Raw genomic sequence first — 25,455 nt, 5'->3', positions numbered from 1 at the left:
ATAGGAGATACTATGTATCAAATTAATCAGCTGTCTTTTTCTTATGAAACCAAAGAAGTGTTAAAGAATATTTCTGTAACATTTCCTACCAATAAAATAACAGCCATAATTGGACCAAATGGATGTGGTAAGTCTACGCTACTTAGCCATCTATATCGACTTCATCCATCAAAAAACAAAATCACATTAAACGAAAAACCTTTAGAGTCTTATAAAGGTCGCGAGTTTGCTCAATTGGTAGCAGTCTTAACACAATCTAGAGACGCTATGATCGATGATTTTCTCGTAAAAGATATCGTTCTCATGGGCCGGTATCCGTACAAACAACACTTTGGCACCTATAGTTCTGAGGATGTTAAAATTGCAGAGCATTATATGAATGAAGTAGGCATCACCCATTTATCAAATGAAGAAATTCATCATTTATCAGGTGGTGAGAAGCAACGCGTATTCATTGCTAAAGCCTTAACCCAGAAACCTCAAATACTTCTTTTAGATGAACCTACTAATCATTTAGATATGAAGTACAAAGTGGCGCTAATGGAACAATTACGGGCTTTTAAAGGCACTACGATTGTAGTCCTTCACGACTTGAATCTAGCGGCTCAATATTGCGATCATATAGTCATCATGAATAACGGAACTATCCTAAAAGAAGGTTCCCCTACCGAAGTGCTCACACCTGAAATTCTTGAACCAATTTTTGAAGTTCCTTTCAAAACCTCTTGGGATGAAGGGCGCTATCATTTATATTATTAATTAGTAAAGAAAGGACTTACTATGTTTCAGAATTTAAGAAAGTCAAAAAAATTATTATTAATCGCAATGACATGTGCTACATTCGCTATTGCTGGTTGTGGTTCTGATACTACAAAAACTACAGGTGATAACGGGACCTCTGTAACATGGAGTGAAACATTTGACGGTACAAAAACAGACTTTGCCGTAAAATCTGCCCCAACTCATGCAGTGTCCATGTCCCAAGCAACAACGGAAATGATGTTACAATTAGGCCTTGAAGACAAAATGGCTGGGACGGCTTTCAAAGAAGAAGAAATCTACCCACCTTTACAAGCGGCTTACGACAAAGTAAAAGTATTATCTGATAAATGGCCTTCCTATGAAGTATTCATGTCCGTAAAGCCTGACTTTGCTACGGGATGGCCTGATTCTTTCAGCAAACGAGCCATTCCTGCAGATAAAATGATTTCCCAAAAGGTTAATATTTGGATCCCTGAATCCATGTTATCTACTAAGGCTGACCTAGAAACCAACTTCAGCGACATGATTAAATTGGGTGAGATTTTCGGCGTAAAACCTAAAGCTGAAGAATGGGTTTCAGGTCAACGTAAAACATTGGCAGCTATCCAGGATAAACTAAAAGACTTACCTCGTAAACGCATTTTCATTTATGACTCTGAAGACGGTCAACCATTCACAGCATTCGAAGGTTATACTACTAACATCTTAAAACTTATCGGTGCTGATAATGTAATGAGCGGCTTAGGCGTTGATAAAACATGGGCTAAAGGTTCTTGGGAAACAGTAATTGCACAAAACCCTGATTATATTATTATCGCTGACTATGGCAATTCTATCCGCAACGACGATGATTTCCAACAAAAAATTGAAAAAATCAAGGCTAACCCTCAACTTCAAGACATCACAGCCGTTAAAGAAGGTCACTTCATTCGTGTAAAACTTTCTGAAATCACACCTGGTGTACGTACCGTCGATGCTTTAAAACGTTTAGCCGAAGAAATTCACGGCATCAAAGTAGACTAATTTAATATAACAAGATATAGAGTAATATATGTAATATGTTTTGTATATTATATATAACGAAGAAGGTCCCAATTCAAATGAATTGGGACCTTTTCGTACTACTTGTATTGCACACAGCATATTGTTTAGAGAGTAAAGATGTGTTGTAGTTGAAAGATTTAGAAATAATGAATTATTGTAAAATAGATTTAAAATGTATTAAATTGTATATGCTGTGACAATGCCTGATTATTTATACTTCTCGACTATATTGTTGCCTATATCGTTTATCATTATTTGCCTTAATAGCCATGATCAATGGCTTTAGCGAAAGAAACTCTTCATCACTGAGTCGAAAGGTTCTACCAATACGTTTAATAGGATTACGTGGGCGCCCGGCACCGCGTCTAGATCCACCCCATGCCATATACATACCTCACTTTTCACTTGAAATACTCCTTCTACCGATAGTATAACCTCGGATACATAAGTATGCAATAGCCATTCACTTTAAACAACCTCTTAACAGCTTATAAATTAGTAATAAACTTCATTTATTAGTAAAATGCATAATCAACAAAACACATATTTATAAGTATTTTCCCCTATTCAACTTGAATTGTAACATTAATGTTGCCAAATATAGATAAATCTCTTTTATAGAATATAGTATTTACAAACCAGTTTATTTCTATATTTTTAGACTATTTAGATACTATCACGTACACATATAGTAAATAGAATTTTAAAATAGAAAAGCAAATTATTTATAAATATGACAATATAGGAAGAATATTTTGATAAACAAAAAAGACTGCGTTTGCAGTCTTTTTTACTATAATAAAAAGTATATGAATTAGCCAAATAGTAAGTGACCTACTTCATAAGCAATAGCGGCAACGATGCCAGATAATGGAATCGTTACAAACCAAGCCATAACCATAGATCTTGCTACCCCCCAGTTAACGGCTTTAATACGTTTAGAAGAGCCTACACCTAGTAAAGAACCACTTACTACATGTGTAGTACTTACAGGCAAATGTAAGAATGTAGCTGTAAAAATAGTAATCGCCGAGTTTAAATCAGCAGCGAACCCATTAATAGTTTCTAGTTTGAAAATCTTGGTACCCATTGTAGAGATAATTTTCCAACCGCCTACAGCAGTACCCATAGCCATTGCAGTAGCACAACAAAGTTTTACCCAAATCGGTACATCTAATGTATCGATGAAACCACCGCTAAGTAAGGTTAATGTGATTATCCCCATCGCTTTTTGTGCATCATTAGAGCCATGAGAAAATGCCATCATAATTGCTGATACAATTTGCATGGATCTAAATCGATCATTTAAAGCAATCGGAGAAAATCTACCGAAAATAAGCAACAATACTTTCATCACAATATAGCCACCAATCATGGCTACAATCGGAGATAAAATAAGAGACAAAAAGATTTTTAAAATCCCCGCCTCATTCAACGCGTCAAATCCTACAGACCAGCCCACAGCACCGATGATACCACCAATCAAAGCATGGGATGAGGAACTTGGGATTCCCCAATACCAGGTTAAAAGATTCCATGTAATGGCACCGATAAGGGCTGCAGAAATAATACCACTATCGATAAGAGATGGCGACATTACTATATCACCACCGATAGTCTTTGCAACACCTGTACTAACCATTGCACCCAAAAAATTTAGAGCAGCGGTCATCATAATTGCCTTTTTAGGCTCAATAGCTCGTGTAGAAACGGATGTGGCAATGGCATTCGCCGTATCATGAAAGCCATTGATATAGTCAAAGGCTAATGCTAAAAATACAACTAGCCATACTAAATAATGGGCATCAAGCATACTTCAATACTACCCGGCGGAATGTACCAACCAAATCTTCGCAGCCATCGATTACATCTTCCATAGCGCTAAGGATTTCCTTCCATTTGATAATTTCAATTGGATCTGTACACTCTGTAAAGAGCTTAGCCATTTCTTCATGATAAATATTATCCGCTTCAGACTCAAGTTTCAATACTTGGTGAACACGCCCCTCTACCTTCACATGATCCTTTTTAAGACTACCCATATAACCAATGGATTTGTTGATATGCTTAACGCATTTAACAACAATTTCACTCATGCGAATAGCACCATCACTTGGTTTGCCAACGTGATACATAACCATTTTATCCATGATTTCTTTGATATTATCCAATGTAGTATCCAGTTGGTCAATCAAAAGCTGAATATCCTCACGATCCATTGGAGTGATAAATGTTTTGCGCAAACGCTCTACAGTTTCATTTACTAATTCATCGGCAGCTTTTTCCTTTGTATCAATTTCAAGAAATGCCTCTTCCTTAGAGATATCCCCCTTAAACACGCGTTCCATCATTTCCGCACTTTCATAAGTTAGTGCAGCATGCTTTTCCAAAATACTGAAAAATTTTTCTTCTTTTCCTTTTAATTTAAAAGCCATGAAGATCCTCCCGAACCAGTATTGATTGCTTCTATAATAACAATTTAATTATAGCATACTACAGGTAATTCCTAAACCAATTTACCAATCTCTATATTTTAACCCCTATGCGTATATGGCATATATAGAATCTACATCTGTGAAAGCTTTTATTGACCATATTTCCACTATATAAAATAGATAAAAAGCAGATAGCTGACTAACATATCAACTATCTGCTATATATTTCTTAGCTATCTTTGTGTTTTTTATTAACTAATAACCATCAACTCTTAGCTATTAGCTTCCGCCGCCGCTTTAGCCGCCTCTGCCGCCTTTTTTAAATTAGGTACGGATGTAGGGCATGTAGCAGGCGTACAAGCGCCATTAGGGCCTAAATCTTCAGAACGATTTACAAAGGTAGTATGTAACATATGATGTGCTTTGTGGCTCATAGGTTTGCCATCAAAAAACTCAGCATACAATTTTTGGATATCTGGATTATCACAAGCAGCTTTTACAGTTACTTCTGCATCGCGAGTATACAAGGAAGCAATGCGAGCTTCACGAGCTTTGTCAGCCATCGGCAATTTAACGCGTGGTTGTCCACCACCACCGATACAGCCACCACGACAAGCCATTACTTCGATAAAGTCATAATGGATATTTTCTGCACGCATGCGTTCGATGAACTTACGCAAATTACCTGTACCATGAACTGCCGCTACGTGTAATGTTTTATCTCCAATCACTACGTCTGCTTCGCGAGCACCATCCATGCCACGAATAGCTTCAAATGGAATCAATGTTTGAGGTGCATCTTCACCTGTCGCCATCTTGTAAGCCGCACGCATAGCCGCTTCCATAACACCACCAGTGTTACCGAAAATGATACCACCACCAGAAGCTTCACCCATCAATGGGTCAAAAGCAGAATCTTCAAGATCATCAAAGTTGATTTCTTCTGCGCGCAACCATTTTGCAAGTTCCCGTGTAGTAATACAGTAGTCTGTATCGCGCATTTCTGGTGTATCCCAGTATTCCGCAGAGGAATTCATTTCATCGCGACGAATTTCAAACTTCTTAGCTGTACATGGTGTTACTGCAACAGCAACAATTTGTTTTGCATCAAGGCCCATTTTTTCAGCAAAATATGTTTTTTGTGTAGGCGCTTGCATAGCAATCGGGCTCTTAGCCGTAGATAGGTTTGGCAAGAATTCTGGATAGAATGTTTCCGCAAACTTAACCCAAGCAGGACAACAAGATGTGAATTGAGGCAATACTGCATCACTATTAATAACGCGTTCTAATAACTCAGATGCTTCTTCCATGATAGTCATGTCCGCACCAAAGTTTGTATCGAGAATATAGTCGCCACCCAATTTACGAAGAGCAGCCACCATTTTACCTTCTACAAACGTACCAGCCTCAAGGCCAAATTCCTCGCCTAAACCAACACGTACGGCAGGCGCAGTTTGGAAAATGACGATTTTATTAGGATCAGCAATAGCTGCTTTTACTTCATCAATTTCAGAACGTTCATTAATGGAATCGAATGGGCAAATAGATGCACATTGACCACAATGAATACAAATTGGATGATCCCCATTTGTTGTTAAATCATAATAATCAAATACACCCATGTCTACAGCACAAGCTTTACGACATAAGGAGCAGTTTTTACATTTAGTTAAATCTTGTACTAATGCAATATTTCCGTCTTCAATTGGCACACGACGGTCTAAAAATTGGTACTTACTCATGAGTTCCTCCTACTTAGGTAACGTTGTTATCGTTAATCGTAGAAATTATACTATACATTGTGAGTTTTATCAATAAACTTACACGTAATTCCTTTGCATAGCAGATATTAAAAAATAGCATGATAAAAGGAGTTATAGGCGTTCCTCTAATTCCATCCACCGTTCAGTGAGCGCATCTATTTGAGTCTGTGTTTCTTCTCGTTCCTCCATCAGTGACTGCATTTTTTCATAATCAGTAGCCACTTGGCTTATCATAACATCGAGGCCCTTCACTAAATGTTCTAGCTTAGGCAATTCATCCATAATTTTGGCATACTCCGCTTCTTCTGCTTTATTGAGACCCTTCTTTGGTATTTCTTTGAAAGTATCTGTTTCATCACCAGCTACAACATTATCATTTCCAAGGGTATCTACCCTATTAGATTGATTATCAACAGAGTCATCGCTATCAGCCTCTCCACCTTCTACAACTCGTACCGCTTTGGAATTAGCCGGTATATTATCATTTGGCATATAGAATGGGCGCTTGCTGCCACTACTTTCATCAAGAGCATCTTTGTAGTCAGAATACGAGCCATGAACGATTTCAATATGCCCATCGCCGGTAAAGACAAACAGTTTATCCACTACGCGGTCTAGGAAGTACCGATCGTGGCAAACGGTGATGATGACGCCACTAAAGGAGTCAAGGAAATCCTCTAATACCTCCAATGTTGGAATATCAAGATCATTCGTCGGTTCGTCCAGCAATAATACGTTAGGGGCGCTCATCAACAATTTTAAGAGGTATAAACGACGACGTTCCCCGCCAGAGAGTTTTCGAATCGGTACACCGTGTAATTCTGGGGTAAAAAGGAATCGCTCAAGGATTTGTCCTGCGCTCAATGTAGATCCATCACCGAGTACCATATAAGAGTGGCCCTCACGAATATAATCGAGAACGCGCATATCTTCATCAAATTCAGGTAGCTCTTGTTTAAAGTGAGCGATGCGAACGGTCTCTCCTTTACCAATAGTGCCTCTCGTCGCTTCGTAGGTGCCATCAAGGATATTCATAAAGGTAGACTTACCAACACCATTGGGTCCTACTATACCGATACGATCATGGCGTACCACGTGATAGGTAAAATCTTTAATCATAGGACGTTCATCAAAATAAAACTCTAAATGCTCAATATCAAAGATGGTTTTTCCTAAACGTGTCTTCAGCGCAATAGGATCCATTTGATCCGGACGACGGGTTTTCTCCATATTCTTTAATTTTTCGTAACGGTCAAGACGAGCCTTTTGTTTTGTAGTTCTAGCCAGAGCACCACGACGTACCCATTCGATTTCTCGTTTTAAAAATTGACGTCGTTTTTCTTCCGTAGCAGCTTCACGAGCCTCTCGATCAGCTTTCAAGGCAATAAATTCTTCATAATTGCCATCGTATTGATACATATGACGATTTGATAGCTCTAAAATACCATTACATACGGAATCGAGGAAATATCTATCATGGGTACTGATTAATAATCCTCCTTGACGTACACTCAAATACGACTCTAGCCAATCAATACTATCTTCATCCAAATGGTTAGTCGGCTCATCTAGTAATAAAAGATCACATGGATATAGCAATGCTTGCCCCAATGCAAGACGACGCTTTTGCCCTCCTGATAACATAGCTACCTTTTGCTCCACATCAGGAAAGCCCAATTTAGATAAAATAATGCGCGCCTCTTGCTCTACCTGCCACCCGTCTTGTTGATCCATTTGCTCCAATGCATTCATATAGTTGCGAGATATTTTAGCATCGTCTTTACCAGACTCTTGCATTTGGCGATACTCACGACTAATACGTTCAAAAGCTTTTACCATTTGCAACCGAGGATGATTTCCATCAAGAACGGCCTCAAGCAAAGTAGCTTCCGCATCAAAATCAGGTGTCTGCGCTAAGTAATAAATGCTAGCCTTACCATTACGCTCAATGGTGCCTTTATCAGCTTCCATTTGTCCTGCTAATATTTTTAGAAATGTAGACTTACCCGTTCCATTGATGCCCACAAGACCTAATCGTTTTTCCGTGGTAAAAATCATACTCACTTCTTTAAACAGCAGCCTTGTACCATATGATTTCTCTATATTTTGTAAACTAATAACGTTCATATTCCGCTCCTATTTTGTGATTCTGTTATTTATTATACTACACATTACCATTGACAGTAACAGGCGCCCTCAGTAGAATAAACGTAACATATATATTCATGAGGAGGTCCACATGGCGACGGATATGGTTTTAGACTTTTATGAAAGTATCAACTTTGAACTTATCGACATTGATGGGTATGACACATTATTTACCGAGCTCTTAGAGGATGGCACGTATGCAACTGTGTCCGATGATGACGGCTATATGCCAGAGGACTTAGAGACACCAGTCGTATTCAATGTGTACGACGATAACGACTCCTTCCAATGGAGTGTTACCCTTGATGACTCTTACCAATTAAAAGATTTATTGGATGGTGCAGAAAGTACGGATGCTTTCTTAGTCACATTACAAAAACTTCGAAAAGAACATATTGAACAGTATCAATAGAAAAAAGCGATGGCCCTTTAGGTCATCGCTTTTTCTATATTGGTTAGCTAATTGCCTCTTGAGCTTTCACAAGCTCATCTTGTGCACTAGCATCTAAAATTTCAATGAGACTATTTACGATATCAGCAGCCCCATCCACATGCCATTCGCGAGCACGTTCAGACATTTGTTGAAGTCGCGGAGAATTAATTAACAGTGCAGTTACCACATCTTCTAAGTTGTGAATGTCGCGAGCCCAACGAGCACAGCCCCGTTGCTCTAACAGTTCTGCATTTGCCTCTTCCTGCCCTGGGATAGCATTAAAGAATACCATTGGCAATCCGATTGTAACAGCCTCCATACAGGTCAATGCACCAGGTTTTGTAACGAGCAAAGACGATGATTTCATGAGCTCAGAAATATTGGTAGTATAACCATATACGGTGGTCTTCGTCTTCATAGATTCACTAAGGACAACTAACGATTCGTAAAGAGACGTATTTTGTCCCGCTACAACGGTAATTTCACCAATACCATTTACTTCATCTAGATGTTTTAAAGCCGTCTCAAGAGAGCCTAAACCCAGGCCACCACCCATAACAAGAACTTTCACAGGTTCCTCTAAGCTATACTCTTCAATAGCATCACGGAAAAAAGATCGCCGCACTGGAATGCCAGATACATGAATACGAGATTCATCGATACCTGAAGCTACCATTTCAGGTACCATAGATTCTGTTGCAACATAGTAAACATCAATCTGTGGATAAAGCCAAAACTGATGACTACTAAAGTCTGTCATAATAGCCACTAGTGGTACATCTATATGACCTTGACGCTTTAAAATCGATGCCGCCCCACAAGGAAATGGATGTGTAAAGACCATTACATCTGGCTCTTCTTGTTGTACTAGTTTAAGCATGCGGCTTTTAAGTAGGTACGACAATGCGGTTTGCATAATGGTACCTCGTTTTTCCCCTTTCGATACGCGATAAATCATATCATAGAGCATGGGGAATACGTCAATCATCTTGATATAGGTACCCTTAATTAAATGCTCTACAGACATAGTTTCTGTATCAAGAAAATCAACATGGGTAATTGATGCTTGTGGCTCTTTTTCTTTCCAATATTCTTCTATGGCTCTTGCGGCTTGCATATGTCCAGTGCCGATTGAGGCAGACACGATGAGAACCTTCCTTGATGTTTCGTTATTCATAATGCACCCTTTCTCTGTGCATTATACCATAAATAGATAAAAAAAAGAGACCTCGAAAGGTCTCTTTCACATCCAATATGGATTATTTTTTGCGTTTTTTAGCTTTTGCAGCGTTAACTTGTTCTTTCAAACCTTTACCAGCTTTGAATGCAGGGGATTTGGAAGCTGCAATTGTGATAGTTTTACCGTTTTGTGGGTTACGGCCTTCACGAGCTGCGCGTTCACGAACTTCGAAAGTACCGAAGCCGATAACTTGTACTTTGCCACCAGCTGCTAATTCTTGAGCTACTGTGTCAAATACAGCTTTTACTGCTTTTTCAGCATCTTTTTTAGTTAATTCAGTTTTTTGTGCAACACTTGCGATTAATTCTGTTTTGTTCATGACAGAACCTCCTTAAAATTACAATACCTTAGAAGTGTATAAACCTCTAGGTTACTTTTCCTGCACTTTAGCCTCCTCCCAAAAAGCATCGAGCTCAGCTAATGAAAAGTCTTCCCATGAGCGATCGCTTTGGTTAACACAAGCTTCTACATGTAAAAAACGCTGTCGGAACTTTGTGTTTGTGCGATTTAGTGCATTTTCACCGCTTATTTTATACCATCTGAATAGATTAATCAAGGAAAAAAGCACATCTCCTGCTTCTTTTTCCATATTTTCTCTATCATTTTGGTCAATAGCCTCCTTAAATTCCCCCATTTCTTCGGAAACTTTAGCCCAAACAGGATCAAGCTCATCCCAGTCAAATCCTAGCTTTGCAGCCTTTTCTTGGAGCTTATAAGCCGCCATTAAAGCAGGTAAACTTTTCGATACACCATCCAATACAGAATTTTGAATATTTTTCTTTTCTTGTGCCTTTAATTCATCCCAAGTGTATGATTTTTCATCATTTTCTGGGCTAAAAACACGAGGATGACGACGAATCATTTTTTCAGCGACATCATTAATTACGTCTTGAAGTGTAAAATGACCAGCCTCCTCTGCCAATTGACTGTGAAAGACAACTTGCAATAATACATCACCTAACTCTTCACGAAGATTCGGCATATCTTTATTATCAATGGCATCTACCACTTCGTAAGTTTCCTCTATAAAATAGCGACGTAAAGATTCATGCGTTTGCTTTTGATCCCAAGGACAGCCATTTGGTGCACGCAAAGTTTTCACTACATCGACTAAAGGTTGAATATCAATATTGTTCTTCATATAGCTTTGCTTCCTCCCTATTGCGTCGAGCTTGTAAGCGCTTGCCTATGATTGGGAAATGGTATATATCATCTTTTACGACAGCTTTAGTAAGCCATAACGATAAACCATATACAAAAATAGCCACTACAATTGCTGCAGCCACAGCGCCACCATTGCCTAATAAATCAACAGTGCTCACATAGATGACTTGTGTAGCACCGCCCATGGCCATGGCAGATACTATTATTTTTAATAACTCTAATGTATTCAGTACCGAACCTACATATCTTTTTACAAAAATATAATTAATAAGCGCTGCAATAGCAAAGTTTAAATTCGTCGCCCAAGCCGCACCATTAATGCCCAACTCAACACTGCCTGTCAATTCATAATCTAAGAATGTCTTCACTAATAAGCCGATAAAAATCGACACCATAGGAATTACTGTCCTTCCTAACCCTTGTAAAACACCTGCAGTAACCTGCTGCCAACCGAGGAACACAATACTCAAGCTAATAACAGCAATAACAGGCCCTGCGTGGGGTGTTGCATATATTAATTGCGATATTGGCGTAGCTAGTACACAGAGACCAATACAGGCTGGAATCGTAAACATATTAGCAATTTTAATCGCCGTTTCCGCTCGTTTCACGATGCGATGTACATCACCTTGAGTATGGGCCTCAGATACAGCTGGTACAAGACTAGCGGCTAAGGACGTAGTTAGAATAATTGGCAACCCAATCAGAGATGTTGCCATACCCGTTAAATAGCCAAATTGTGTGGTTGCTTCATTGAGATAGTATCCAATATCCATCAATCGTTTTGGAACGATAAATGTATCAATGAGTGATACCATAGGAAGCATAATATTCGCCATAGAAACAGGTATAGCAAGGCTAAACAATCGTTTAACTACGGTGCCATTACTTTCACAAATAGCATTAGGATTCTGTTGTGAAAGCATCTTCTCTCGAACATTGCGTTGTCGGTAGTAAAAATAAATTAATACCAGTAACCCTGCCAATACGCCTGGGAATGTAGCAAAGGTCGCACCACCTGCCGCCAAATGGAGTCCACGATCAATGAAGTAGTATGCCAAACCTACCATAGAAGACACGCGAAAGATTTGTTCAAATACTTGACTCGTACCAGTAGGCACCATATACTGGAAACCTTGGAAATACCCTCTAAAACAACTCAGGATGGTCACTACAAAAATGGCTGGAGATAATAACTGAATAGCAATTAAAGCACGTGGATCGGTGATGATTTGATTGTCTACGAGCCATTGCGCACTACCATATAAGGCCAAACTAAATACCAGCCCTAATATAGCGAGTACCCTTAAAGATACGGAAAATACTTGTTGTACACCTCGCATATCATCATTAGCAAGTTTCTCTGCAATCATAATAGATATGGCTACAGGAATACCTGCCGCAGAAATACTAACGATAATTTGATAGATTGGATAGGCCATCATATATAAGCCAATTCCTTCACCACCTAAGATCCGTGCGATAAGAACCTTACTAAACGCACCGATGACCTTCACGATAATACCGGCTAAGGTTAAAATCATGGCTCCTTTTAAAAATCGATTCATAGGCCCTCCTTAGTCGGTGACTTGTGGCTAAGAGCCTTTATCACCGCTTCCGTAATGGTCAAAACAGAACCTTTCATGCCATTAAGATTCACATATAATGTGGCTGGCTTGGTGTCCATAAACTTCATTTTTTTCCATAAATCTTCTCGTACAGCCCCCATGTCCCAATCGGCCATTTTAGAATCGTCATACCAATGGATGGTGAGCTTCTTATCTCTACGGACGATACTTTTAATGCCCAGTATGCGCGCTTGCTCTTTAATTTGAGCAATGCGCAACAAACGATCTACTGGATCGGTTGGTGTACCGAAGCGATCAATGAGCTCATCCGTCATATCATCGAGTTGCTCTTTAGATTTAATATGTAACAATCGTTGGTATACAGAAATCTTACGAGCACTATCTTTGATATATGCATCGTCAATAAACGCATCTACCTCTAAATCGATGGCCGGATCAATGGATACATCTCGCTCAACTTCTTTATTTTGAGCCTTTGCAATCGCTTCTTCTAACATGCTCACGTACATACCAAAGCCGACAGATGCGATATTACCATGTTGCTGTGAACCTAAGAGATTACCAGCACCGCGAATCTCTAAATCTCGCATGGCTAACTTAAATCCTGCACCGAGCTCTGTGAACTCTTCAATAGCTTTTAAACGCTTTTCAGCCGCCTCTGAAAGTATTTTATCTGGCCGATACATAAAGTATGCATAAGCACGTCTACGAGAACGTCCTACACGGCCTCGCATTTGGTATAGCTGAGATAACCCTAAACGGTCTGCATCATAAATAATGATAGTATTGGCATTAGGAATATCTAAGCCAGTTTCAATGATACTCGTGGACAAGAGTACATCATAATGACCTTCATAGAAATCGGTCATAATCTCCTCAATTTGACGGCCTGTCATCTGTCCATGAGCAACAGCATAACGCAAGCCAGGCAATGCGGATTCTAATAGTTCTCCCATGTGATTAATGGACGCGACACGGTTATATACGAAATAGACCTGTCCACCTCTTGCAAGTTCTCGTTTGATAGCATCTGCTATGAGATTCATATCGTATTCCACCACATAGGTTTGAACAGGCAATCGCTCCTCTGGCGGAGTATTGATAACAGACATTTCTCGAACGCCAACAAGGGACATATGTAAAGTCCGCGGAATCGGTGTAGCACTCAAAGTGAGTACATCAATATTGCTAGCCCACTCTTTCCATTTTTCTTTTTGTGCTACCCCAAAACGTTGCTCCTCATCTACAACAAGCATTCCTAAGTCTTTGAATACTACCTTTTTGTTAAGTAATGAATGAGTTCCAATAAGAACATCAATAGATCCATCCTCTACGCCTTTAAGAATTTGTTTTTTCTCTGATGTAGTTCGGAATCGATTAAGCACATCTACTTTCACCCCAAATGGAGCAAAGCGATTCAAAAAAGTTTGGAAATGTTGCTGTGCTAAAACCGTAGTTGGTACAAGTACTGCCACTTGTTTTCCGCTCATAACGGCCTTGAAAATGGCGCGCATAGCCACTTCCGTTTTACCAAATCCTACATCACCAGCGAGTAGGCGATCCATAGGAACAGGTCTTTCCATGGATTCTTTAATCTCTGCGGTAGCCTGTAATTGGTCTTCCGTTTCCTCATAGGGGAATGCATCTTCAAACTCTTGCTGCCATGGTTGGTCTGGCAAGAATGCAAAACCTTCTGTGATTTCTCGTTGTGCATATATCTCAACGAGTTTATCTGCTAAATCATCAATAGATTTTTTTGCCTTTGTAACAACCTTGCTCCAGTCACGACCACCCATCTTATTAATACGTGGCACATCACCTTCGTTACCAATATATTTTTGCAGTTGATCTAAATTATTAGCTGGTAAGAACAGTTTGTCCGTTCCAGCATAAGCAATCTCAATATAATCGCGGTGAATGCCTTCCGTCTCAATTGTTTTAAGACCAATATACTTGCCGATACCATGCATATTATGTACTACATAGTCACCAGGCGTTAAATCTGTAAAATAATTGATTTCTTGGCCCTTTTTAGGCTTATTACGAAGCTTGCGCTTTTGCTGTCCGTAAATATTACCTTCTACAACAACCACGAGATGGCTATTGGGCAATTCAAACCCATCTGTTAATAACCCCTTTAAAATAACGACAGTGTTCGGCTTTGCTATCCATGTATCACTATGAATAAATGCAATATTCTCTCCTTCAAGGGCGCGCTCAATACCTTCTCGTCGTTGCTGATTATTTAGTACTAGTACCACTTGATGATTTAAACGATGCCATTGTTTAATTTCATCTGTTAATAGGGGAATTTGACGCTCAAAGCTCGTCATTGTCTTCCCTTGAATGCCAATAGGATTAAATCCTGCAAGTCCAATAGAACGTTGTTGCATAAATGTGAAAGCCACTTGATTCGTAGCATCTACAGTGCGTTGTAGTTCATTCCAATCACAATGATTTTTCCGATGTGTAGGATCTTCTTTTAAGAATTTCTTTAACGCCTCTTGAATACGACCTGGCTCGTCATAAATCAGAGTGCCCTCTTTCACATATGATAGTAAAGTACTATCTGCATCACTTTTACCAAGAAAGAAAGGCGTCACCGTATAGGATTCGATTTGTTCAATAGAACGTTGATTCTCAACAGAGAAGAAACGCAATGTATCGATTTCATCACCAAAAAACTCAATGCGAATCGGATGATCACTATTTACAGGATAAATATCCAAAATATCTCCACGCACGGCAAAATGACCACGTTGTTCCACCTGGTCTACGCGTTCATATCCAATTGTTACGAGCTGTTCAAGGGCTACATCACGTTCAATTGCATCATTCAAAGCAAAATGCAACGATTGCCCCTTTAAATAATGAGGGGATACAACATATTGTGTAACCTCTTCAGCATTGGCAATGACTACTGCCGGCTCTTGCCATGCTAATAATGCTAATGCTCGCATTTGTGCACCTTGATTTTCAAGACTACGTGCTACAGTTGTAAAGTCTACATGATCTGTTATAGGAAATGATTGGACTGGCACATTAGGCCAAAAGAAAGCTAAATCTCGCTCCCACATCTCCTTATGATCCTTATCATGGACTACGATGACTACAGGCTTTTTAAGACCTGCAGAAAAAGCTTGGCTTAAGAGGAAACTTTTTTGAGATCCACTAAGACCATATATGACTGACTTTCCCTTACGCTGAAATGCGTTTAGCCCATCCACAAAGGATGGGTTCTGTGAAAGCAGTTTTGTTAATGTATTATTCATACTGCACCATATAGTATTACTATGATTGTATTAATTAAATAGTTCTAACTCATTTATTATAACATATAATGTAGTAGTTAATTCTGTACCTACCCTACTATTAAATTACAAGTGTTTATCGATATAAATATCCACATTAACTACTTAATTTTAGGCAAAAAAAATACACCTCTAAAGGTGCAATAAAGTTGGTGCGGGAGAAGGGACTTGAACCCCCACGCCCTAAGGCGCCAGATCCTAAGTCTGGTGCGTCTGCCAATTCCGCCACTCCCGCGTCTCAACTGAAATAATAATATCATGTATGGAATTCATCGTCAATCATTTTTTTATAAATGACTTAAAATCCATATATCTAAAAATAAATTCCAAGAAAAACAACTATCTAATTACACCTTACTATTTATGTAAACCCAAAGCAAATTCTAAATCTAAAAGCTCTTAATTATTCTACGATTCTATATCTATTTACACTTCATCTAAAGCTTAACGCTACAGACCTCTATCTAAAAGATCTTACCGATAATTAATATTTGCAAAATAAAAAGAGACTGACCCAGAATCCGAACTACTAGAACCCTGGGTCAGCCTCTTTTTTAGGATGATGATGAATAAATGCATGCCCTACATTTACCATAAAATATATTAACAGTCATAACATATGTCATGCTGGTAATACCAAAAAGGTAATCCACCATGACCATAGCACGACATTTAGGTCGTATAGAACTAAAATCTAAATCAAATATAATGCAATTTAGATCCAATAGAACTAAAAAATCCTTTTTACGAATACGTAAAAAGGAGCTATTAACTTCTCCTCCCTATCTCTCGTAGGTCAAATGGTGAATGTTGAATAGGCAGTTCTCCTGACTCGGCGTCATCGCTCATCTAGCCTTCCCAGTTTCCCAGTGACTTAATTTAGACTCGCTCGACCATACAGTGGCGGGACCGTGCCGGCCTTTAACCGGCTTCTCTATTATGCTTTTCAGCACCTATTCCCAAATATGATATTTTCTATGCCTTTATTCTAACAGTCTACATTCATTTAGTCAATACGGCAGTAGCATATTTATTAATAAAAAAATGCTATATAGGTCTGCCGTATTGTTATAACAAAATATAAAAAGTTTAACAATCTAATCATTAGCTTTATCCAACGCGATTTCTAAATAGCCATCCTGCTATGGACATGCTTATAATGATTAGGATAATCATAGGAATAAAATTAAACCAAATATCCGTCAATCCTGCACCTTCTAAATAAATCCTGCGCATTGCATCAACAGAAAACCGCATAGGATTTCCATATGTAAGATATTGCAATATTTTCGGCATGTTATGTACAGGTGTGATTAATCCGGACAATAATGCTAGTGGAAAAAGAAAGACAAAAACATATACGAGAACTTGCTGCATATTTTTTGCAATAGCCGAAATAGATAACCCCAATCCAATACTACTACTTATAAATGTAAACAACACCGCATACACAAGAAATATGTTGCCCCGAAATGGAACTTTAAACCAAAACATGGCTATTAATAACAATACAGTACTTTGAAACAGTCCTATTATCATGGGTGGTATAGACTTTGCAATCAAAATTTGCATAGATGATACGGGCGTCACCAATAATTGATCAAAGGTCCCCTGCTCTCGTTCTCTCGCCACAGATAAGCCCCCCAACATGATAACTTGTGTCATACTGATCAATATAACGAGACCTGTCAAGAAAGTCCAGGAAGACTGCTGATTTTCATTGTACCAGGTACGAGATTCAATCGTGATTCCCTTATGCTCAACACCTAACCAAGTCTGATTGAATTGAGAAATGATTTGCCCCATATAGGCTGTGGCAAGACCTGAAGTCATTGTATTCGTTCCATTTACAATAACAGTAATAGATGTAGGTTGTTTATGCTTTAAGTTTTCTTCAAAATCCTGAGGTATGATAACCGCCATAATAACCTTGTTGGAGTCTATTAGTGGTGCGATTATATCCGGAGAGTTTGCAGATTGATACAGTTCAAAAACACCGGATGAATTAATAGTCGATTCTAATGCAGCTGCGGTCTGCGTATGACTTTCATCAATCAATACATAGGGAACCTTGTTGAGATTATAGGTTGCGGCGTAACCGAAGAGGAACCCTTGAATAATAACTGGTAACAGTAAGATTATACGAGTTTTCGGATCTTTAAAGGTGGCTAATAGCTCTTTCCATATGATGGAGACAATTTGATTCCAATACAGTCGCCAATTCATTATTCCACCTTCTTCCGCGTAATATAAATTGTCAATATTGTAAAGCAAATAGCAAACCCCGATAATACGGCACTATTTTTAATAATCAAATACCAGTTATTTCCACCTAGGAACAATGATTTCAGTAATTCTAAAAAATATGTAGGAGGTAAAAGCCGTGAAATATATTGAATCACCACAGGTTGTGAATGTGGATCAAATAAAAACCCCGTCAATATCAACGCCGGTAAAAAACTGGTAAGTAACGCCATTTGACAAGCTAAGAACTGTTTCTTCGTAAACGCAGATATAAGTAGTCCCATATTTAAGGAAACAATCAAATACAATGTGGACACGATGCAGATGATCCATAAGGAACCACGCATAGGTACTTCATAAAAGAAATACGAAACACCGAGGCAAAACAACAGCCCCAACATGGCCAATACATAATAAGGCACTACCTTAGCCAAAATAATTTCAATAGGCTTAACTGGTGTAACGAATAAAGACTCAAAAGTACCACGTTCCCATTCTCTAGCCATAACGACAGCCGTAAGAAAAACGGATACAATCGTCATGATAATCATGATGAGCCCAGGAATCAAAAACCAGGTACTTGTATTTGCCTCATTAAACCACATGCGAGGGTTCATTGTTATATATCCACCACGTAGCATAAACGGAATGTTCTTAACGGCCCATAAGTTAATATCTGAGTTTACATAACTTTCTATGCTCATCGCTACCGAAGTATCGACACCATAGTAAATCCCCTGCACTTTCCCTTGTCCACGCATAACTTGAGCAGAAAAGTCCTGTGGAATCACCAATATGGCATCTACCTTTCGTTTTTCCATCAATAGTTCCGCCGTTTTTCTATCGCGAACCGCTATAGGTTGAAAGTACTCAGAGCCGTATAAGGAGTCATACACACTCTGGGTCATAGAATCTTGCCGTTCCATAACCACTGCTATCGGCACGTGTTTAACATCCAAAGTAACCCCTGAGCCGATGAGGATAATAAGTAGTATAGGTAGCACAACACCCAACAAAATAGTGCTAGGGTCGCGCAATACTTGTAAGGTCTCCTTGTATACCAATGAGGAAAACCGTCTTATAAATCCGTTCATACGTCATCCTCCTGTTCCCGTTTTTTTAGTATGACGGAGATAAACGCTTCATCCATAGTACAATTCTCATCGCCGGCAATCCGTCTAACTTCATCAGGTGTTCCCAGTACAACGAGTTTTCCTGCATCCTGAATCATAATACGGTCACAATATTCCGATTCATCCATAAAATGAGTCGTAATAATAATCGTTGTTCCTCGCTTTGATAAAGAAGTAATCTGTCGCCAGAAATTACGCCGTGTAAGAGGATCAATACCACTTGTGGGCTCATCCAAAAAAAGAATTTTAGGCTCATGCATTAAGGCAGCCGCCATGGACAAGCGCTGTTTATAACCACCAGGCAAATCACCGGCTATCATATCTCTCACGTCATTCAGACGAAACTCACTGATAACGGCTTCTATACGATCAGGCTTCTTCTGTCCGTGAAGGCCGTACACACCGGCAAAAAAATTCAAGTTTTCCATAACAGACAGATTACCGTACAAAGAAAACTTTTGCGCTACATATCCGAAATTGCTTCTTGCCGCCGTACGGGATTTAACGACATCAATGCCGGCCACGCGCAAATCCCCGCTCGTTACAGGCAATAATCCACACAACATACGAAATGTCGTCGTCTTCCCTGCTCCGTTTGGTCCGAGTAACCCGAATACTTCTCCGCGCTGCACCGTAAATGATGTATTAGCCACCGCCGTAAAATCACCGAATGTCCTCACCAAATGAGATACGGAAATTTCTACTGGACGCTCAACCATTTCATTGGGGGCCAACAAATGCTTTCGTTCTTTCTCTATCGCACTTTCATCCAAATCCATATCGATACTATCTAAAGGCTTAGCCCCTTGTTTTGAGGCAATTTCATCCTCTTTTAACAGCATCATAAAGGTATCTTCCAAACGGCTCTGAACTGGTTCTTCCTCCATACCGTACTCATTAAGCCATGGAATCGAAAGCATTTCTTTTGTTTTTATGTACCTCACAGCACCGGCCTCCGGAACTGCATCCGCCACGCATTTCCTGTCATCCATCAATGCGGCCTGTACATTTCGCATGCTCAATGACTTCGGAATCTTTACCTGAAAGCATCGTTCCTCAGACATTTGAGTCAACTCATGCGGTGTCCCGGTTGCTAAAAAGCGCCCCTTATTGAGGACGAAAACATCTTTACAACGCTCCGCCTCATCTAAGTATGCAGTGCTAACAAGTACGCTGATTCCATCTGTACGTACTAACGACTCTAAGATTTCCCATAACTCCCGCCTTGAAAATGGATCGACCCCTACGGTAGGCTCATCGAGCAGTAATAGCTCCGGAGAACGAACCAATGTACAAGCTAGGCTAAGCTTTTGCTTCATACCGCCTGACAATTTACCGGCTTGACGCTTAGTAAATTTGGCTAGCCCTGTCATATGCAGTAATTTTTCAAACCGCTTCGTTCTCACATGCAAAGGAATACCGTGTAAATCTGCATAGAGATTCATGTTTTCGCTGACGGATAATTCCTCATAAAGCCCAAATTTCTGAGGCATATAACTGAGTCTATCTTGAACTGCCTGTGAATGTGCTTTCACATCCATTCCGAGGACATCTAAAGAACCAGACGTGGCATCCAATAAACCGGCTATCAAACGAATCAAAGTCGTTTTCCCCGCCCCATCTGGCCCGACCAACGCAGTTAAACAGCCTTTTCGAATTTTAAAATCCAAATGGTCCAATGCTATTATAGGATCATCTCCGACAAGGGGAAATTCTTTATATAATTGTGACCCTTCGATTGCATATACATCATTCACCGCACACCTCTATATATCAATGGAAACAGTGGCAGGCATTCCTAAACGGAGACGATTATCAGGATCATCTACATATACCCGCACTTCATATACAAGTGTAGTACGCACATCCTTCGTTTCTACCGATTTAGGTGTAAATTCCGCTACGGAGGATATATATCCGATTGTACCGTGAATCGGTTCGTTCTTATATGTATCCGTTGTTACATTTGCATCCATACCGTTATAAATTTTTCCTAAATCCCGTTCGTTCACATATACACGTACCCATTTCTTAGTATTCTCAGCCAATTTAAATACAGGTGTATTCGGTGAAGCCATATCACCGACCTGTAATAATCGGGCCGTTATAACACCGTCTATAGGAGCTGTTAATACGGTTTGGTTTAACAAAAACTCCTGACGGGCCAGTTCGCTTTTCATCGCATCCAATTGGGCTTGGGCCTGTGCTATATCTTCCTGTCTTGGCCCTGCGACAGCTAAATTGTATGCTTGCTGAGCCTCGTTTAATTTGGCTTCCGATACTTTCACCTTCGCCTGTATATCATCTACAGACTGTCGACTAACGGCCTTACCATTTGAAGCATTATAGGATTTTTGTAACTTCTCTGCTTCCTGTTTCGATTGAGCTAACGCAGCTTCTGCAGATGTAACTCGTGCCGATGCTTGAGCGATTTCTTCTGGTCTACTGCCGGCCTGCAACTTGGCCACTATAGCGTCCTGTGCTGCAATGGTAGCCTTAGCCTGCTGTACAGCAAGATTCAATTCATCAGAATGTAAATACCCCAAAATCTGCCCTTGGCTCACCACCGCACCTTCATCCACCAAAAGGCTGGCAATCCGGTCACTTCCTCGAAATGCAACATTAACTTCACGCAGATTCACATTGCCTTGCAACACAATATGATGAGAGGCAATGTACGCTTCGTATTGATTATAAGCATAATAACTTACTCCACCCAAAATTATTAGAAAGGCAATCATTATACCTGCGCACTTTTTTCTATTATTCGCCATCCACCCTTTAAGGACATCAAGTTTCTCTTTCATAATCATTCCCCGTTTCTCACACTATTTCTTAGCATGCGAGTCCGCCTCTGCCTCCTGATCCATGTCCATGGCTTCCCAACCACCGCCTAAGGATTTGAATAAACGAACGGTATCAGCAAACTCTTGCCCCCGACTCATGATATATTGCCGCCTTGCAGACAATACATTTCTTCGTGCATCAAGAACACTTAAGTAATCGCTAAGACCAGAGTCAAAATTGGTTTGCGCCAAAGATTCCGCTTGCTGTGCAGATTCTACAGCAGATTTCAATTCCTCAGACTTAATATGATCCTGAGATGCATCCGTTACCGCATTTCGGACCTCTCCTACAGCTTTCAAAACAGTCTCTTCGTAAAGTGCCAAGTATTCCTGTTCCTTTTCCGTTTGTACTTTTATATTCTTACGAATAGCACCGGCATTGAAAATAGGCATAGTGATAGATGGTCCTATTCCTATCATTTTACCGATAGCCGAAATAAGACCTCCCGATGAAAACGACTCCAAGCCTATACTGCCATTTAGTGAAAACCTAGGCTTAAGGTCAGCCTTTGCAGCCTTGGTTTTCTGTTGTTGCGCCGCAATACGTCGTTCCGCCGCCTGAATATCAGGCCGTTGTCGTAAAGCTTCCGCCGGTATGCCGATAAATATGTGTGGATTCACCGTAGGTAATGAAGTATTTTCCATCAATAACCCGTCAATCTCGCCTGGAACTGTTCCTGTCAATATAGAAAGAGCAGCCATTGTGGAAGCTATATTTTTCTTTAATGAAGGAATCTCCGCTTGAGTCTGAGATAATGCATATGTAGCCTGTTGCACAGGTAATTCATTAATAATACCAGACTGATTATTTATCTTAATCAGTTCCAACGCTTCCTGTTGACGCTTCACATCATCTTCTGTTATGCGCAATTGCTCCTGTAAAGTTCTTAACGACATATACTGTAATGCGGTTTCCGCGCTCAAAGATACCCAGGTGGAATATAAATCCGCCTGTGATGCTTGTAACGAATTCGATGCAGCACGTGATTTTGCTTTTTGTCTTCCGAATATATCAATTTCCCATCGCGCATCAATTCCCAATTTACCGGTTTCTACATTTCTCGTCATCTTATCAGATATAGGTAAATTCTTTATCGCTTCTCGGTCTGAATCCCATTCACCCTGACCTCTATTAGCCGACCATGAACCGGAAGCATCTAGCCAAGGTAATCGCTGTGCTTCAGCAATACCCAACTGTAACCGTCCTTGTCTAACTCGAGAACGAGCTACCTCTAACTGCCGATTATTTTTGAGGGTCAAATCAATTAATTGATCCAATACGGGATCATTAAAAACCTTCCACCAGTGGGCTAACTCTTCTTCACTGACCGCGTTCCCTTCCACAACCGCATACGGTAAGGGATGTTTTCCCGCTTCTTCTACCCAAGAATGTTCATTCAATTCTTTAGTTGCTTTTTGTTTCTCTGAAAGCTTAGTCTCATCAGCAGCAGTACTCTTTTTCTTCTTTTTTTTGCCATCTTTGTAATACGATGCAATAACAGGACTGCCTTGGTCAGAATCGTCAACAGTTTTTTCAGACTTATGCTGTATTATCGTATTATCTCGACGCGTTTGATTCGTATCTCTATTTGATTGACTAAAGCTGATGCCAGCGCTAGCACTCCAAGCCCCTAATGCTAAACATATATAAACAATTAAAAGTTGTTTTCTATTCGTCTTCATAGCAAACCTCTTTTCATTTCCATATATATCAGTATCATTATATGTTCATCTTATAATATAAAACCATTATGTATCAATAATATGAAGTATCATTTCAATCTAACTTGAGTTTTATCGAACTTTCACATAAAATAAAAATGTATTAATATAATTCAAGTGGAGGCGATTATGTATATCGGTGAAATCATTAAAAGCTATCGCGAACAACATAATATGACAGTTGAAGAATTCGCAAATAAATCGAATCTAAGTCAAGCAGAAATCACCCAATTGGAAGAATTATTTCAAAGCGATGGAACAACACCTTATCCTGTTGCAATGCGACAAATTAAAAGTATAGCTGAAGCCATCGAACAGCCAATCCCCATCATTATGAATCTTATTTCTGCAGATCAAGAAATTGTCGTTAACGTAGTAGCTGAATCAGATCAGCCACATGCGAAATAATAAAACTTAGTTAATTAAATAAAGATCATTAGCTCATAAAAGGACCCTACATAAATATGTAGGGTCCTTTATATACATATAAAAAGCAAAATAAAAAAGCACCACATTACTGTGATGCTTTAATTTGGTGACCCAGAAGGGATTCGAACCCCTGGCCTTTTGATTCGTAGTCAAACGCTCTATCCAGCTGAGCTACTGAGTCATGTACAAGGTACTCACTTATATTAACATAATGATTGCGGCTACGCAAGCATTTTTTAATATTTTTTGAGTAATTTTATGGACATGCGGCCCGAAGACCGCCATCCAAATTTTGGCAGGGGCAGTAGGACTTGAACCCACAACCAACGGTTTTGGAGACCGCTACTCTACCAATTGAGCTATACCCCTATATTCATCAAGCTTTGCTTGATACTTGATTAGTTTAACAAATATTACATACTATGTCAAGAAATATAGGCTTATTAATCAATAAATAATAAGAAATATTAAAGGAAAAGAGCCCTCTTTCAAGGGCTCTTATGTCTACCTAACTTTTACCTTTATATATACGGGAGATGGTATATATAATTAGAGAGTTTTGTATATGTATTGTTTTGTTTATACACAGGGAGAGTATTGTTGTGTATTTAAGTGTTGTTTTATGTGTTGTATTGTTTTGTGTTGTTTGTATTATTTGTAAAAGGGACAGGTAAAAGTTATTAGTAGTAGACCTCCATTTCCTTAGTTGATCTCAATCAACTATAGCTAGTATATAGATAGTTCGTGAAAACATAGTGAAAGTGATATGAAATATAATTAAAACGAGTAATTTTTGGTACATTTTGGTATATTATTAAATATCAGAAAGATAGCTATAAAGCACGTATTTACTAGGCTAGATAGGGACCTATATAAAAAAGTGATAATTCTATGCATGAATAGAATATGTAATAAATAGTAATTATTAAAATTTATAATTAGACCTTCATTAATTATATTATCAATTAATTGATAATATAATTAAAAAATAATGAACTAAGCGATGCAGTGAATCTGTCGTCGTTTAATTCTTATTACCTTTAACTTGCCCTACTTGCTTCCTTACTGTGGATTTCCCTTCACTGCTTCGCAGTTCGGTAAATCTTACGTTCGGAAGAAAGTGATGCAGTGAATCTGTCGTCGCGTTGCTCCTCCATCTTCTACTGCCCTACTTTTACTGCCCTGCTTACCA

Annotated in this window: 19 protein-coding genes, 3 tRNA genes, 1 pseudogene and 1 riboswitch; of the genes and pseudogenes, 4 read left to right on the top strand and 19 right to left on the bottom strand. The window is 39.3% G+C overall.

The features are described from left to right. The first annotated feature begins 12 nt into the window (after positions 1-12). Positions 13-759, top strand: a complete 747-nt coding sequence (locus ACMKPP_RS04770) for an ABC transporter ATP-binding protein (protein WP_021148436.1) — start codon at positions 13-15, stop codon at positions 757-759. A gap of 21 nt (positions 760-780) precedes the next feature. After that, positions 781-1,785 (top strand): ABC transporter substrate-binding protein, encoded by a 1,005-nt coding sequence (locus ACMKPP_RS04765; protein WP_101928799.1) that lies wholly within the window; start codon positions 781-783, stop codon positions 1,783-1,785. Between the two features lie 232 nt (positions 1,786-2,017). Here ACMKPP_RS04765 and ACMKPP_RS04760 read toward each other — a convergent pair whose 3' ends face one another. The 5 genes from ACMKPP_RS04760 to ACMKPP_RS04740 form a co-directional block, all read right to left on the bottom strand. Further along, the gene (locus tag ACMKPP_RS04760) at positions 2,018-2,191 is read right to left on the bottom strand and encodes a hypothetical protein (protein ID WP_004697552.1); all 174 of its coding nucleotides are present in this window, start codon (positions 2,189-2,191) and stop codon (positions 2,018-2,020) included. 429 nt (positions 2,192-2,620) lie between these two features. Then, the gene (locus ACMKPP_RS04755) at positions 2,621-3,619 is read right to left on the bottom strand and encodes an inorganic phosphate transporter (RefSeq protein ID WP_008601598.1); all 999 of its coding nucleotides are present in this window, start codon (positions 3,617-3,619) and stop codon (positions 2,621-2,623) included. Beyond that, positions 3,612-4,241, bottom strand: a complete 630-nt coding sequence (locus ACMKPP_RS04750) for a DUF47 domain-containing protein (protein WP_004697557.1) — start codon at positions 4,239-4,241, stop codon at positions 3,612-3,614. Before ACMKPP_RS04750 ends, ACMKPP_RS04755 begins: the two co-directional genes overlap by 8 nt. A gap of 272 nt (positions 4,242-4,513) precedes the next feature. Next, positions 4,514-5,983 carry a [FeFe] hydrogenase, group A gene (locus ACMKPP_RS04745; protein ID WP_008601602.1) on the bottom strand — a complete coding sequence of 490 codons (1,470 nt, stop codon included), beginning with the start codon at positions 5,981-5,983 and terminating at the stop codon, positions 4,514-4,516. A 132-nt stretch (positions 5,984-6,115) separates the two neighbouring features. Further along, the gene (locus ACMKPP_RS04740) at positions 6,116-8,131 is read right to left on the bottom strand and encodes an ABC-F family ATP-binding cassette domain-containing protein (protein WP_418369352.1); all 2,016 of its coding nucleotides are present in this window, start codon (positions 8,129-8,131) and stop codon (positions 6,116-6,118) included. 112 nt (positions 8,132-8,243) lie between these two features. On the opposite strand from ACMKPP_RS04740, the gene ACMKPP_RS04735 reads away from it, so the two are divergent. After that, on the top strand, positions 8,244-8,564 hold the full coding sequence (locus ACMKPP_RS04735; RefSeq protein WP_008714437.1) for a hypothetical protein: 321 nt from the start codon (positions 8,244-8,246) through the stop codon (positions 8,562-8,564). A gap of 43 nt (positions 8,565-8,607) precedes the next feature. On the opposite strand, the gene ACMKPP_RS04730 is transcribed toward ACMKPP_RS04735, so the two are convergent. The 12 genes and pseudogenes from ACMKPP_RS04730 to ACMKPP_RS04675 form a co-directional block, all read right to left on the bottom strand. Next, on the bottom strand, positions 8,608-9,762 hold the full coding sequence (locus ACMKPP_RS04730; protein ID WP_008714438.1) for an MGDG synthase family glycosyltransferase: 1,155 nt from the start codon (positions 9,760-9,762) through the stop codon (positions 8,608-8,610). Between the two features lie 82 nt (positions 9,763-9,844). Next, the gene (locus ACMKPP_RS04725; RefSeq protein WP_004696710.1) at positions 9,845-10,144 is read right to left on the bottom strand and encodes an HU family DNA-binding protein; all 300 of its coding nucleotides are present in this window, start codon (positions 10,142-10,144) and stop codon (positions 9,845-9,847) included. Positions 10,145-10,195: 51 nt separating this feature from the next. Further along, positions 10,196-10,966, bottom strand: coding sequence for a nucleoside triphosphate pyrophosphohydrolase (mazG, locus tag ACMKPP_RS04720; RefSeq protein WP_008601616.1), 771 nt, complete (start codon positions 10,964-10,966; stop codon positions 10,196-10,198). Next, the gene (locus ACMKPP_RS04715) at positions 10,950-12,557 is read right to left on the bottom strand and encodes a putative polysaccharide biosynthesis protein (protein ID WP_008601619.1); all 1,608 of its coding nucleotides are present in this window, start codon (positions 12,555-12,557) and stop codon (positions 10,950-10,952) included. Before ACMKPP_RS04715 ends, mazG begins: the two co-directional genes overlap by 17 nt. Beyond that, a complete protein-coding gene (mfd, locus tag ACMKPP_RS04710; protein ID WP_008601621.1) occupies positions 12,554-15,850 on the bottom strand; it encodes a transcription-repair coupling factor in 3,297 nt (1,098 codons plus the stop codon). Before mfd ends, ACMKPP_RS04715 begins: the two co-directional genes overlap by 4 nt. 189 nt (positions 15,851-16,039) lie before the next feature. Continuing rightward, positions 16,040-16,124: transfer RNA gene (locus ACMKPP_RS04705), tRNA-Leu, on the bottom strand. 565 nt (positions 16,125-16,689) lie between these two features. After that, a riboswitch (cobalamin riboswitch) is annotated at positions 16,690-16,861 on the bottom strand. A gap of 138 nt (positions 16,862-16,999) precedes the next feature. Continuing rightward, on the bottom strand, positions 17,000-18,115 hold the full coding sequence (locus ACMKPP_RS04700; RefSeq protein WP_008601623.1) for an ABC transporter permease: 1,116 nt from the start codon (positions 18,113-18,115) through the stop codon (positions 17,000-17,002). Next, positions 18,115-19,227 carry an ABC transporter permease gene (locus ACMKPP_RS04695; protein WP_008601630.1) on the bottom strand — a complete coding sequence of 371 codons (1,113 nt, stop codon included), beginning with the start codon at positions 19,225-19,227 and terminating at the stop codon, positions 18,115-18,117. The genes ACMKPP_RS04700 and ACMKPP_RS04695 overlap by 1 nt, the downstream gene beginning before the upstream one ends. Then, on the bottom strand, positions 19,224-19,985 hold the full coding sequence (locus ACMKPP_RS04690) for an ABC transporter ATP-binding protein (protein ID WP_418369619.1): 762 nt from the start codon (positions 19,983-19,985) through the stop codon (positions 19,224-19,226). Before ACMKPP_RS04690 ends, ACMKPP_RS04695 begins: the two co-directional genes overlap by 4 nt. A 450-nt stretch (positions 19,986-20,435) precedes the next feature. Continuing rightward, positions 20,436-21,023 (bottom strand): annotated as a pseudogene (locus tag ACMKPP_RS04685) (ABC transporter ATP-binding protein); the annotation flags it as partial. Between the two features lie 9 nt (positions 21,024-21,032). After that, positions 21,033-22,073 carry an HlyD family secretion protein gene (locus ACMKPP_RS04680; protein ID WP_039965135.1) on the bottom strand — a complete coding sequence of 347 codons (1,041 nt, stop codon included), beginning with the start codon at positions 22,071-22,073 and terminating at the stop codon, positions 21,033-21,035. A gap of 21 nt (positions 22,074-22,094) precedes the next feature. Next, positions 22,095-23,795, bottom strand: coding sequence for an efflux transporter outer membrane subunit (locus tag ACMKPP_RS04675; protein ID WP_024061123.1), 1,701 nt, complete (start codon positions 23,793-23,795; stop codon positions 22,095-22,097). 168 nt (positions 23,796-23,963) lie between these two features. On the opposite strand from ACMKPP_RS04675, the gene ACMKPP_RS04670 reads away from it, so the two are divergent. Beyond that, entirely contained in the window at positions 23,964-24,242 is a 279-nt protein-coding gene (locus tag ACMKPP_RS04670; protein WP_004696724.1) for a helix-turn-helix domain-containing protein, read from the top strand. Positions 24,243-24,367: 125 nt separating this feature from the next. Here ACMKPP_RS04670 and ACMKPP_RS04665 read toward each other — a convergent pair. Both ACMKPP_RS04665 and ACMKPP_RS04660 read right to left on the bottom strand, forming a co-directional pair. Further along, positions 24,368-24,444 (bottom strand) — tRNA-Arg (locus tag ACMKPP_RS04665). Between the two features lie 112 nt (positions 24,445-24,556). Next, positions 24,557-24,632, bottom strand: a tRNA-Trp gene (locus tag ACMKPP_RS04660). Between the last annotated feature and the right edge of the window lie 823 nt (positions 24,633-25,455).

The organism is Veillonella parvula, from assembly GCF_048309325.1.
GTDB lineage: Bacteria > Bacillota > Negativicutes > Veillonellales > Veillonellaceae > Veillonella > Veillonella parvula_T.
The sequence above is the reverse complement of the archived record's forward strand: the minus strand, read 5'-3'. Positions and strand labels throughout refer to the sequence as shown.